Here is an 11,866-nt window from a genome sequence, read left to right on the forward strand (position 1 = left end):
GTCCGGGGGGCGCGAGGTTGACGCCGGACGGAAGGCTCGCCAGGGGTCAGGGCGTGACCACCGGGAACGCCGGGTCCGGGGTGGTGGCGAGGGCGAGGAGGTTGCGGAGGGGGCCGGGTTCGCCGCGCGGGGCGGCTTCGGTGGGGGCGTGGGGGGTGAGGAGGTCGAGGAGCTGGGTCTTGGTGAGGGTGAGCGTGAGGTCGGGGATGCCGTCGGCGGAGGGGGCCGGGGCGCCGGGGGAGGCGCGGTGGGTGAGGGCGCCGTTGGAGAGGGTCAGCCGCCAGGTGCGGTCCTCGTCGGGGAGGTAGAGGTCGAGGGTGAGCGCGGTGTACCAGGCGCGCGGGCCGTCGATGCGCAGGGCCAGCGAGTCCAGGAGCTGGTCGACGGTGAGCGCCCGGGTGAGGTCGGGGGCGGCGGTGGCGTCCCCGATGTCGTCCCGGGCGGCCGGGGCGCCGCGCAGTTCGCCCGCACCGGTGAGGTAGACGTTGCGCCAGACGGCGTTCTCCGCGCCGTGGCCCAGGCGTTCGTAGACCTGGGCGAGCGCGCGGCGGGCCCGCACGTTGTCCGGGTCGGCGAAGACGGCGTGGTTGAGGAGGGTCGCGGCGAACCGCAGGTCGCCGTCGGCCGCGTACTGCTTGCCGGCGTTCACGGTGGCCTCGACGCCGCCGAGGGCGTGGACGTAGCGCCGGGCCTGTTCGGCCGGCGGGTGCTCCCACAGATGGGCCGGGTTGCCGTCGAACCAGCCCAGGTAGCGCTGGGTGACCGCCTTGACGTGGTCGCTGACCGAGCCGTAGTAGCCGTGGTGGGACCACACCCGCGCGAGGGCCGGCGGCAGCCGCAGCTGTTCGGCGATCTCGGGGCCGGTGTACCCGGCGTTGAGCAGCCGCACGGTCTGGTCGTGCAGGTAGGCGTACAGGTCGCGCTGGCCGGCGAGGAGGGCCCGGATGCGGTCCTTGCCCCAGGTCGGCCAGTGGTGCGAGGCGAAGGCGACCTCGGTCCCGTCGCCGAAGAGGGCGAGCGCCTCGTCGAGGTGGCGGGCCCAGGCCCGGCTGTCGCGGACCGCCCCGCCGTACAGCGGCAGGACGGTGTGCAGGGTGTGGGTGGCGTTCTCGGCCAGGCAGAGCGCCCGGTGCGCGGGGAAGCCGAAGTTCATCGCGGCGGGTGCCTCGGCGTCCGGGGTGAGCTGGAAGACGAGGTGGACGCCGTCGAGGATCTCCTCCTGGCCGGTGCGGGTGATGTCCACGGTCGGCGGGATGAGGGTGCGGGTGCCGGTGGACCGGGTGGTGCCCAGCCCGCAGCCGATCTGGCCGTCCGGTCCCTTCGGCAGCGCGGTGCCGTACGTGAAGGCCGCGCGCCGGGAACTCGCGGGCCCGGCGTCGAGGTGCTCGCCGACCGCGTGGGCGAGGAAGCCGGCCGGGGCGAGGACCGGTACGGGGTCGTGCCCGGCGGGGACGACCCCGCCGGCGCCGCCGAAGTGACCGGCGTGCGAGTGGGTGTAGATCAGCCCGGTGACCGGCCGGTCGCCGCGGTACTTGCGGTAGAGCTCCAGGGCCGCGGCGGCGGTCTCGGCGGAGAGCAGCGGGTCGACGACGATGACGCCGTGGTCGCCCTCGACCAGCGTCATGTGGGCCAGGTCCAGGCCGCGGGCCTGGTAGATGCCGTCGGTGACCTCGTAGAGGCCCTGGCGGCTGACCAGCCTGCCCTGCCGCCAGAGGCCCTCGTGGGCGGTGTCGGGGCAGTTCTGGGCCAGGAATCCGTAGGCCGCGGCGTCCCAGACCGGCCGGCCGTCGTCCGTGGTGATCCGCGGCGGGTCGAGCTCGGCGATGAAGCCGCGGTCGGCGTCGGCGAAGTCTTCGTGGTCATCGACGGGTGCAGCGGTCACGGGGCGCTCCCTCTCCGGGGCGGCGGCGGGCCCAAGGCCCCTGCCCCACACGTTCGATTTAACCGGTTTTGTCCGGGTGGCGCATGCCTGCCCCCGCGGCGGCCGGGGAGCGCCGGCGCGGCCAACGGCGTTACGGGCAGGGCCGGGCAGGGCACAACAACGCAGGTGGGGTCCTCTCCGGGCGCGGCAATCCGGCCGGCCGGGGCGGGTCCCGGCTCGATCTTCCGGGAGGGGAGGGACGCCCTCTGTCCCCGTACGACGACCGCGCCTTCGGCGAGCTCGCCGAATCGTTCCGGCACCCTGCCGTTCCGTACGCCCGTCCCCGCACCCCGCCCGCCGGCCGCCGCGCCCCGCCCCGTCCCGGGTTCCGGGGCACGGCCTGGCTGCTGCCCGCCGCCGCGGCCGGCAGCCTGGCCGCCGGGATCCTGCTGGCGCACGCCCTCCTCCTGGCGGGCGGGCTGGTCCTGGCGGGCCTGTCCGGGCACCTCTCGGCGGGCGGGCGCGGGCGGCGCCGGTAGGGGTCCCTCCGGACCCGGGGACGGCAGACGGCCGCCGGCCGGCCTGCCCGGGGACGGGGAGGCCGGCCGGCGGTCACTCATTGCGACCCGTGGGCAGCGCGTCAGGTGGCGCGCCGCTTCGATGCCGCCATGACGCACAGGGCGCCCAGCAGGAACGTCAGAGCACCGATGACGATGTTGTTCCAGATGACGCCCATGTCCGCGCCACGGCCGACGATCCAGGGCGCGATGATCATCCACACGCCGATCGCGCACATCGCGCCGCTCAGGCCGTACATCCGCGCCGGGGTGACGGTGAAGCCGACCGCCAGCAGGGCGATCGCGATCCCGACGATGAGGTTGTGCGTCGCGAGGCTGGGCTGCGCCAGCGAGTAGTGGACGATCCACGGTGAGGCAGCGCAGTACAGGCCGACGAGGAAGACCGGACCGTCGACAAGTACCACGTCACGCCCGCCGAGCACCCGCTCGTATCGGGCCTGCATCTCTGAAGCATCGGGGTGACCTGCGAGATCTCCCCTGGGGTGTGAGACGTCGGCCATGCGACTCGCCTCCTTCGCTCGCAAGCCTGGCCGTTATCGCGTGGCATCGGGCCACGGTTTCATTCTGCGCTTATGTCGCCTTTATGTGTAGATGAAGCGGTGGGTGAATTTTGAAGGGGTACGGTCAGCTTCTCGTGCGGGACCGGCCGGCTTCCCGCAGGTCAGCTTCCCGCCCCGCGCTCCAGCGCCCGGCCCAGACCCAGATTCCAGCGGCCGCCCCGCCCGCTCAGCTCCGTCACGGTCAGCGGCGCCACGTCCAGCCGCCAGAACGCGTCCGCGGGCACCCGCAGCGCACACACCGCGGCGGCCCGCACCACGTCCGGTTCCACGACCGCCAGCACCCGCCCGGCGTCCGGTGCCATCCGGGTCAGCCAGGTCGCGACCCGGTCGCAGAGCTGCCGCAGCGACTCCCCGCCGTGCCCGGCGAAGTCCGGATCGGACAGCCAGGCGGAGACCGCGAGCGGTTCCGTTTCGGCCACCTCCGCCAGGGTCCGCCCCCGCCACTCCCCCATCGCACAGCCCGTCAGCTCCGGCACCGGCCCGGCCGGCAGCCCGAGCTGCTCCGCGGTGCGCCGGCAGCGTACGGAGGGCGAGGCGAAGACCCGGTCGGCGGCCGGCAAAGTCCCGGCGGCGGCCCGGGCCCGCCGCAGTCCGGCCGCGTGCGGCGGGGAGTCGTCGTCGAAGCGCACCTCACGCTGGGCGTCGCCCGCGGCCGGTGAGACCAGCATCACCCGAGTTGTCATGCCCTCTTCTCTCTTTCGTTCCCGAGACGCCAACCCACCGCCCCGACACGGGAGTTGGCCGGTCGATGCGCCCCGGTCCGCACCCGTCCGCCCCCCGTACGGTCTTGGCCAGGTGGCCGGATCGCGGTACGTTCACCGGTGCTTGACGACGGCATGACGGAAGCCGGTGGGATCCCGGCGCGGTCGCGCCACTGTATGTCCGGTTCTTTATCGGCCCGCCAGGGGCCGGTACCGGACGAGCCAGACCCGCATGTCGTTACGCACTCCCATTTACCGGGGACGCGAGTTCCCCCCAACAGGAGGTCATGCCATGGCTTCGTCCATCGCACCGCCGGCCGCCGGCACCACCACCCCCGCCCCGCTCCCCCTGAAGGCGATCGCCCCCTGGGCGCTGTTCGCCGGTGTGCTGATGCTGGTCCTGCTGTACTTCGTCGGCGCGGAGCAGGGCGCCACCTCGCTGCTGTCCGGTTCGGACGTCCACGAATGGCTGCACGACGGGCGCCACCTCCTCGGTTTCCCCTGCCACTGACCGGGCGGCCGCAGCCATGAACTCCCTCACCGTCAGAACCCTGCTCGTGCGCGGCATGATCGCCGGCCTCGCCGCCGGAGGGTTCGCGCTCCTCGTCGCCTACGTGCTGGGCGAACCGCGGATCGACGCCGCCATCGCCTTCGAGGAGGCGCACAGCCACGAACACGAGATGGAAGTGGTCAGCCGTGGACTGCAGTCCACGGCCGGCCTCGCCACCGGCGTCCTGATCTACGGCGTGGCACTGGGCGGGATCGCCGCCCTGGCCTTCTGCTTCGCCCTGGGGCGGATCGGCCGGTTCGGGGCGCGCGCCACGGCCCTGCTGCTCTCCGGGGCGGCGCTGGTGGCCGGTTACGTCGTGCCGTTCCTGAAGTACCCGGCGAACCCGCCGTCGGTCGGCGACCCCGACACCATCGGCAAGCGCACCGCCCTGTATTTCCTGATGATGCTGCTCGGCGTCCTGCTGGCCGTCGCCGCCACGATCCTGGGCCGGCGGCTGGCTCCGAAGCTGGGCAACTGGTACGCGACGGTGGCCGCCGTCGCCGCCTTCGCGGTCGCCGTCGGGCTCGCCTATGCGTTCCTGCCGGCCGTCGACGAGGTGCCCGACGGCTTCTCCGCCACGCTGCTGTGGCAGTTCCGGCTGTCGGCGCTCGCCGTCCAGCTGGTGCTGTGGTCCGCCTTCGGGCTGGTCTTCGGGCATCTGGCGGAGCGCGTCGTCGCGCCGCGGCCGGCCACCGAGCCGGCCGGGGCGGTGTCCGTCGCCTCCTGATCCGGATCGCCTCCTGATCCGGAGCATCCACCGCACCACCGGTCCGGGGCCCGCGAGCACTCCTCGCGGACCCCGGACCCGGTGCGTCCGGGCCGTTCCCGGATACCTGACGATGCGTCAGAACTGGCCCGGGATCCCGTCGAGGTGCGGCAGGTCGTGGTCGAGGCGCTCGCGCTTGGTGCGGAGATAGCGGATGTTCTCCGCCTGCGGCTCGGCCAGCAGCGGGACGCGTTCGGTGACGGTGATGCCGTGCCGCAGCAACGCGGCGCGCTTGCGCGGGTTGTTGGACAGCAGCCGTACCGCGCGGACGCCGAGGTCGTCGAGGATCTGCGCGGCGGCGCGGTACTCCCGGGCGTCGACCGGGAGGCCGAGCGCGATGTTCGCCTCGACGGTGTCCAGCCCCTCCTCCTGGAGCTGCATCGCGCGGAGCTTGGCCAACAGGCCGATGCCCCGGCCCTCGTGGCCCTGGAGGTAGACCAGCACCCCGCGCCCGGCAGCCGCTATCGCGCGCAGCGCCGCGGACAGCTGATCACCGCATTCGCAGTGCCGGGACGCGAAGGCGTCCCCGGTCAGGCACTCCGAATGCACCCGGGTCAGCACCGGTTCGCCGGTGACCTCGCCGTACACCAGCGCCACATGCTCGGTTCCGCTGGGCCGGTCGAGATAGCCGACCGCCCGGAACTCCCCGTAGGCGGTCGGCAGCCGGACCGACACCACCCGCGCCACACCGGGCAGCGGGCGGGCCGTGTCGGGCGCGACGGCGAGGTCATGACCGGGGCGGGGGCCGCACAGGGCGTCGGGGTCCGTCATGGCGCGATGGTACCCACGGGGGTCGGAACCCGACAGCGATCACTCAGATACATGACAAGTATGCTGCGGCACCCGCGTCCCGACCGGCTCCCGGCGAGCCGACCGACGAAAGGCGGACCGATCCCGATGACCGCTCCCCCGCAACCGCCGACGCCCACCGGGCTGTTGCCGGCCGACACCACCGAGGACGTCCGGCAGCGGCGACCGCGGCTGGCGGTGCTGCCGATCGGCAGCTTCGAACAGCACGGCCCGTTCCTGCCGTTGACCACGGACACGGTCATCGCCTGCACCGTCGCCCGGGAAGTGGCCGCGGCCCACGAGGTCCTGCTGCTGCCGCCGCTGACCGTCTCCTGTTCCCAGGAGCACGCCGCCTGGCCGGGCACGGTCAGCATCTCGGCGCGGACGCTGCACGCGGTCGTCACGGACCTCGCCGATTCGCTGCTCCGGTCCGGGATCGGGGCGCTGGTCCTGGTCAACGGCCACGGCGGCAACTACGTGCTGCGCAACGTGGTGCAGGAATCCGCCGGGCGCGGCATGCGGATGGCGCTGTTCCCCGGCACCGCCGACTGGGACGCGGCCCGCGACCGGGCCGGGATACGCACCTCCGCGCACAGCGACATGCACGCGGGCGAGCTGGAGACCTCGATCCTGCTGCACGCCCATCCGGAACTGGTCAAGGACGGCTACGCCGGAGCGGATTGCCCGGCCGACGACCGCCGGCACCTGCTGACGCTGGGGCTGTCGGCGTACACCACGTCCGGTGTCGTCGGCCGCCCCTCGCTCGCCTCCGCCGACAAGGGCCGGGAGCTGCTGGCCGGGCTGACCGAGGCGTTCGCCGAGTACGTCGCGCTGCTGGGTACGGGGGCGGACGCCGATGACTGAGGTGCTGGGGACCGCGGAGGCGTGGCAGCGGCTGCGGCGGATCCGTACGGAGGAGCAGGCCCGGGCCGCCGGGCTGGTGCGGGACGGCGACGGCCGGCCGCGCTGGGCGGAGCCCGCCTCGGCCGGCGCCGCCGAGCTCGCCGAGCGCTATCTGCCGCTCTGCCTGGCCGGGCCGCGGGTGGCGTTCGGGCAGTTGGGGCAGAGCCTGGACGGCTTCGTGGCGACCCGCACCGGCGACGCCGACTACGTCACCGGGACGGCCGACCGCCGCCATCTGCACCGGCTGCGGGCGCTCGCCGACGCCGTACTGGTCGGGGCGGGCACGGCCGTGGCGGACGACCCCCGGCTGACCGTACGGGCCTGTCCCGGCGACAACCCGGTGCGGGTGGTGCTCGATCCGCGCGGCCGGGTGCCGCACGGCAGCGGGGTGTTCACGGACCGGGCCGCGCCGACGCTGTGGCTGGTGGGGCCGGAGGCCGCGCTGGAGCCGGACGTCCCGGGCGACGGGGTCGAGGTGCTCCGGCTGCCCGACGCGGCGGCGTTCGCCCCGTCACGGCTGCTCGCGGCCCTGGCGCGCCGCGGCCTGGGCCGGGTGCTGATCGAGGGCGGCGGGGTGACCGTGTCGCGGTTCGTGCGGGCCGGTGCGCTGGACCGGCTGTACCTCACCGTCGCGCCGGTACTGATCGGGGACGGCGTGCCCGGACTGCGGTTCCCCGGGACGACGGTGATGCGCGAGGCGCTCCGGCCGCCGCTGCGGCGCAGCCTGCTCGGGGAGGACACCCTCTTCGAGATGGAGCTGCGGTCGGCCGGCGCGGAGGGCGGCACCCCACCGGACGCACAGGACCACGACGCCGGGCAGGCTCGCGGCGAAGGCGAGGACGCCGTAGACGACGGCGGTGGCCAGGCCCTGCGCGGCGCCCAGCCCGGCCGCGCCGAAGGCCCAGGCGGCGACGCCCTCGCGGGGGCCCCAGCCGCCGACGTTCAGCGGCAGCGCCATCGCCAGCAGGGCGAGGACCACGAGCGGCACCAGCTCGGCGGTCGGCGCGGTGACGCCGGCGACCCGGGCGGCCAGGACGAACGTGGCGAGGTAGCCCGCGAGGACCACCGCGGAGGAGAGCGCGACACCGGACCGGACACCGGGGGCGCCGAGGCCCTGGCGCGCCTCGGTCAGGAAGGTGCCGAGCGCACGCCGGACGCGTGAGGTGCCGGGGCGGCGCCGCAGCCACCGGGCGAGGACGAGCGCCGCGGCGCCCACCGCGACGGCGACCGCGGCGGCGCCCGGCGAGGCCAGGACGCGAACGACCGGTGCCAGGACCGGCGACGGCCGGGCGAGCAGCACCACGGCCCCGGCGAGCACCAGCACCAGCTGGCCGGCGGTGCGTTCCAGGACCACCGCCCGCACCCCGCGGCCCAGGTCGCCGGAGGCCCGGCCGTGCCCCACCGCGCGGTGGACGTCGCCCAGGACGCCGCCGGGCAGCGCCGCGTTGAGGAACAGCGCCCGGTAGTAGTCGGCGACCGCCCGGCCCAGCGGCAGCCGCAGGCCCAGCCCGCGGGCCACCAGACACCAGCGCCAGGCGCTGCCGACCGTGGTCAGCAGGCCGAGGGCGAGGGCCGCGAGCAGCGCTCCGGCGTCGATCCGGCGCAGCCCGCCCAGGAAGGCGCCGGAACCGAGGTGCCACACCAGGGCCGCCAGGATGCCCGCGCCCGCGAGCAGCCGCAGCAGCGCCCAGCAGCGCCGGTTCACCCCCCGTCCCCGGACGGCGGACCGGGCAGTGCCAGCAGGTCGGTGTGGTGCACGGTCACGCCCAGTTCGCCCGCCGCGCACTCCTCCAGCCGGCGCCCCAGATAGGCCGTCGACTCCGGTGCCAGCGCGGGCCGCTGGGCGTGTGCGGCGCCGACCCAGCCGCGCAGCCATTCGGCGGTCAGCGCGGACTCCGCGCAGCCGAGCCGCCAGGGGCTGGACCGCAACCGCACCGTCCAGCCGTGCCGTTCGAACGCCGTGACCGCCGCGGCGACCGCGTCCGGACCGAGCAGCCCGCGGCCCCCTTCGGTACGGCGCTGGTGGTCGTTGAAGGCGCCGGCCAGCACCCCGTCGAGCGGATCGGGCGGGGTCAGCTCCACCCGCCCGGAGACCGAGAGCGCCAGCAGGACCGGGCAGCCGGCGCCGGCACAGGCCGCGGCGAGCGCCTCGATCTCGTCGAGGGTGAGCAGGTCGAGCAGGGCGGAGCCGGTGACCAGGGAGGTTCCGGCGAGGTCGGCGGCGGTGAGGGCGGTCAGGTCGCCGCGCTCGGTGGTGGCCGTGACGGGCGTGCCGTCGGCGGCCGTTGCGGGCATCCGGGAGCCGGCCTCGGCGAGCAGCACGGGGTCGTGGTCGTGCAGGATCCAGCGCTGCGGGCCGGGCAGCCGGACGGCGAGCCAGCGCGCCATGGAGCCGGTGCCGCAGCCCAGGTCGCGGATGGTCAGACCGGGCGGGCCGGGCCGTCCGGCCAGCGCTCTGCGCAGCGGGCGGAGGAGTTCGGGGGCCCGGGCCGCGGCGTCGGCGCGTTCGCGCAACTCCAGCCAGCGGGGGGCGAATCGGGGGCTGCCGACGGCGGTCATCGGCTGCTCCGGGGCTCGTGCCGAAGCCGTTCCAGCGCTTCGGCCAGGCTGTGCGACGTCATCTCCCACCCCTCCAGCATGGCACGCCGTCCGCGCGCCGCCTCCCTCAGCCGGTGCCGCAGCGCACGGTCCGCCAGCCAGTCGCGCAGTGCGGCGGAGAGCGCCGCGGGCTCCCCGGAGGGGACGAGGAGGCCGGGCGGGGTGCCGTCGGGGGCCCGCCCGAGGGCCTCCGGTACGCCGTCGACGGCCGTGGCCAGAACGGGGATTCCGCGCGCCAGCGCCTCGGTGATCACCATGCCGTACGTCTCGGCGTACGAGGCGAGGACCAGCAGGTCGGCGGCGGCGTAGTGCGCGGCCAGCTCGGCACCGGTCCGTGGTCCGGCGAAGTGGACCCGGTCGCCGATTCCCAACCCTGCGACCTGCTCGTGCAGTTGAGAGGCGTAGCCGGGGTCGCCGCCGGGGCCGCCGACGACGGTGAGGTGCCAGGGCGGATCGGTGACCGTCGCCAGGGCGTCGAGCAGCCGGCGCTGCCCCTTGCGCGGGGTGAGCGCGGCGACGCAGAGCAGCGCGGTGCCGGCGTCGGTGCCGGGCGCGAGCGGTGCGGGGTCGGTCCCGGGCCGGGCGAGGTGCACGCGGGCGGGCGGCAGGTGGTGGTGGGCGGTGATCCGGCCGGCGGCCCAGGCGCTGGTGGCCACGACGGCGCCGGCGGCGTGCAGGGCGCGGCGTTCGCGGGCGTCCAGGTCGGCCGCGTCGCGGGGTTCGAGCCCGGTCTCGTCGGCGAGCGGCAGGTGGACGAGGACGGCGAGCCGCAGCCGGGCGGCCTCGGGCTCCAGGACCTCGGGGACGCCGCAGCCGACCAGCCCGTCGAGGAGGACCACCGCGCCGTCGGGCAGGGCCGCCAGCACCCGGGCCAGTTCGGCGCGGTCGGCGGCGGCCGGCCGCGGCCAGGTGCCGGGCAGGGCGTACGGGCGCACCCGCCACCCCGCCGCCGGGAGACCCTGGCACACCCGCCGGTCGTAGGTGTTGCCACCGCTGGGCGCCGCCGGGTCGTCGACGGCGCCGGGCAGGACGACGTGCACCGTCCGCTCCCCCGCCGGGGCGGCGCCGGGGGTCACAGCGCGCGCTCGTAGCTGGCCCAGGCGATGTGCGATTCGTGCAGGGTGACCGATATGCCGGTCAGTTCGCGGGCGCCCTCGCCGAGGTTGCCGGCCTGCACGCGGTCGGCGAGCCGGTCGGCGATGACCTTGGCCAGCGCCTCCGTCGAGGTGTTGGTGCCGGCGAAGGCGGGCTCGTCGTCGAGATTGCGGTAGTTCAGCTCGCCGACCACGCCGGCGAGTTCCTGGGTGGCCAGGCCGATGTCGACGACGATGTTGTCGGCGTCGAGCTCGGGCCGGCGGAAGGTGGCGTCCACGATGAACGTCGCGCCGTGGAGCCGCTGCGCGGGGCCGAACACGGCACCGCGGAAGCTGTGCGCGACCATCAGGTGATCGCGGACGGTGATGCTGAACAAGGCCGTTCCTCCGGTGTGATGTCGGTCTCAGTGACGGTGTCGTGGGGGGGGCGGATCCGGGGCCGGGGCGCGGCGCCTACCGGCCGTCCGGCGGTGCGTACCGGATGCGGTGGCAGAGCGCCGGGAGGTCGCCGGAGGCGAGCCGGGGCAGCACCTGCGGCAGCTCCTCGAAGGCGGACTCCCCGGTGATCAGCGCGTCGAAGGCGGGATCGGCGAGGAGTTCGAGGGCCAGCGCCATCCGGTCCGCGTAGCCGCGGCGGGCCCGCCGGGCCGGGGAGACGGTGCCGACCTGGCTGCTGCGCACGACCAGCCGGCGGGAGTGGAACGCCTCGCCCAGCGGCAGGCTGACCCGCCGGTCGCCGTACCAGCTCAGCTCCAGGACGGTGCCCTCCGGCGCGAGCAGTTCGAGGGCGCGGGCCAGGCCTTCCTCGGTGGCGCTGGCGTGCACGACGAGGTCGCAGTCGCCCCGGGCGTCGGCGGGCAGCGCGAAGTCCACGCCGAGCGCCTCGGCGGTGGCGGCGCGGCCGGGATCGGCGTCGACCAACTGCACCCGCACCGCCGGGTAACGGGCGAGGAGGGCGGCCACGCTGCACCCGACCATGCCGCCGCCGATCACCGCGATCCGGTCGCCGATCAGCGGCCCGGCGTCCCAGAGGGCGTTGACCGCGGTCTCGACGGTGCCGGCGAGCACGGCGCGGGCGGCGGGCACGGTGTCCGGTACGGGGGTGACGGCGTGGGCCGGGACGACGTAGTGCGTCTGGTGCGGGTACAGGCAGAAGACCGTGCGGCCGCGCAGCGCGGGCGGTCCCTCCTCGACGACACCGACGTTGAGGTAGCCGTATTTGACCGGCGCGGGGAAGTCGCCCTCCTGGTGGGGCGCCCGCATCGCCGTGTGCTGGCTCTCCGGCACCCCGCCGCGGAAGACCAGGGTCTCGGTGCCGCGGCTCACCCCGGACCAGAGCGTGCGCACCAGCACCTCGTCGGGACCGGGCCGGGACAGCTCCGCCGGCCGGATCCCGCCCTGTCCTGGGGCGTTTGTCCAAAAGGCACAAGCGGCGCGCGACAACGGGATCCTCCTGGACGCTACGG

The 11,866-nt window shown here is 75.3% G+C and carries 13 protein-coding genes and 1 pseudogene; 5 read left to right on the forward strand and 9 right to left on the reverse strand.

The window, feature by feature from the left end; translation table 11 throughout:
- Window positions 1-46: 46 nt before the first annotated feature.
- Entirely contained in the window at window positions 47-1,882 is a 1,836-nt protein-coding gene (locus tag V2J85_RS04735; protein WP_330820705.1) for an alkyl/aryl-sulfatase, read from the reverse strand.
- Between the two features lie 83 nt (window positions 1,883-1,965).
- Here V2J85_RS04735 and V2J85_RS04740 point away from each other — a divergent pair, with 83 nt between their 5' ends.
- Complete coding sequence (locus V2J85_RS04740; RefSeq protein WP_261952919.1) at window positions 1,966-2,400, forward strand: hypothetical protein; 435 nt, start codon at window positions 1,966-1,968, stop codon at window positions 2,398-2,400.
- Window positions 2,401-2,501: 101 nt separating this feature from the next.
- Here the strand turns inward: V2J85_RS04740 and V2J85_RS04745 are convergent, their stop codons facing one another.
- Window positions 2,502-2,939, reverse strand: a complete 438-nt coding sequence (locus tag V2J85_RS04745; RefSeq protein ID WP_261952918.1) for an SPW repeat protein — start codon at window positions 2,937-2,939, stop codon at window positions 2,502-2,504.
- Window positions 2,940-3,100: 161 nt separating this feature from the next.
- Window positions 3,101-3,682, reverse strand: a complete 582-nt coding sequence (locus V2J85_RS04750; protein WP_330820706.1) for a histidine phosphatase family protein — start codon at window positions 3,680-3,682, stop codon at window positions 3,101-3,103.
- Between the two features lie 310 nt (window positions 3,683-3,992).
- On the opposite strand from V2J85_RS04750, the gene V2J85_RS04755 reads away from it, so the two are divergent.
- A complete protein-coding gene (locus V2J85_RS04755) occupies window positions 3,993-4,211 on the forward strand; it encodes a CbtB-domain containing protein (RefSeq protein ID WP_261952916.1) in 219 nt (72 codons plus the stop codon).
- A gap of 16 nt (window positions 4,212-4,227) precedes the next feature.
- On the forward strand, window positions 4,228-4,977 hold the full coding sequence (locus V2J85_RS04760; protein WP_330820707.1) for a CbtA family protein: 750 nt from the start codon (window positions 4,228-4,230) through the stop codon (window positions 4,975-4,977).
- 117 nt (window positions 4,978-5,094) lie between these two features.
- Here the strand turns inward: V2J85_RS04760 and ribA are convergent, their stop codons facing one another.
- Window positions 5,095-5,787, reverse strand: a complete 693-nt coding sequence (gene ribA / locus V2J85_RS04765; RefSeq protein ID WP_261952914.1) for a GTP cyclohydrolase II — start codon at window positions 5,785-5,787, stop codon at window positions 5,095-5,097.
- A gap of 126 nt (window positions 5,788-5,913) precedes the next feature.
- On the opposite strand from ribA, the gene V2J85_RS04770 reads away from it, so the two are divergent.
- Window positions 5,914-6,669, forward strand: coding sequence for a creatininase family protein (locus V2J85_RS04770; RefSeq protein WP_261952913.1), 756 nt, complete (start codon window positions 5,914-5,916; stop codon window positions 6,667-6,669).
- Window positions 6,662-7,306 (forward strand): annotated as a pseudogene (locus tag V2J85_RS04775) (RibD family protein); the annotation flags it as partial. The gene V2J85_RS04770 and the pseudogene V2J85_RS04775, both read left to right, overlap by 8 nt.
- On the opposite strand, the gene V2J85_RS04780 reads toward V2J85_RS04775, so the two are convergent.
- The 5 genes from V2J85_RS04780 to V2J85_RS04800 all read right to left on the reverse strand — a co-directional run bounded on the left by V2J85_RS04780 (window position 7,220) and on the right by V2J85_RS04800 (window position 11,843).
- Window positions 7,220-8,413, reverse strand: a complete 1,194-nt coding sequence (locus V2J85_RS04780) for a lysylphosphatidylglycerol synthase transmembrane domain-containing protein (RefSeq protein ID WP_261952912.1) — start codon at window positions 8,411-8,413, stop codon at window positions 7,220-7,222. The pseudogene V2J85_RS04775 and the gene V2J85_RS04780 sit on opposite strands and share 87 nt — an antisense overlap.
- Complete coding sequence (locus V2J85_RS04785) at window positions 8,410-9,267, reverse strand: class I SAM-dependent methyltransferase (RefSeq protein ID WP_261952911.1); 858 nt, start codon at window positions 9,265-9,267, stop codon at window positions 8,410-8,412. The genes V2J85_RS04780 and V2J85_RS04785 overlap by 4 nt, the downstream gene beginning before the upstream one ends.
- Window positions 9,264-10,382 carry a glycosyltransferase family 4 protein gene (locus tag V2J85_RS04790; protein ID WP_261952910.1) on the reverse strand — a complete coding sequence of 373 codons (1,119 nt, stop codon included), beginning with the start codon at window positions 10,380-10,382 and terminating at the stop codon, window positions 9,264-9,266. Before V2J85_RS04790 ends, V2J85_RS04785 begins: the two co-directional genes overlap by 4 nt.
- On the reverse strand, window positions 10,379-10,777 hold the full coding sequence (locus tag V2J85_RS04795; protein ID WP_261952909.1) for a 6-pyruvoyl trahydropterin synthase family protein: 399 nt from the start codon (window positions 10,775-10,777) through the stop codon (window positions 10,379-10,381). The genes V2J85_RS04790 and V2J85_RS04795 overlap by 4 nt, the downstream gene beginning before the upstream one ends.
- 76 nt (window positions 10,778-10,853) lie before the next feature.
- On the reverse strand, window positions 10,854-11,843 hold the full coding sequence (locus tag V2J85_RS04800) for a zinc-dependent alcohol dehydrogenase (RefSeq protein ID WP_261952908.1): 990 nt from the start codon (window positions 11,841-11,843) through the stop codon (window positions 10,854-10,856).
- Window positions 11,844-11,866: the final 23 nt, after the last annotated feature.

Origin of the sequence: Streptomyces bugieae, assembly GCF_036352915.1 — a bacterium.
Classification (GTDB): Bacteria; Actinomycetota; Actinomycetes; order Streptomycetales; family Streptomycetaceae; genus Streptomyces; species Streptomyces endophytica.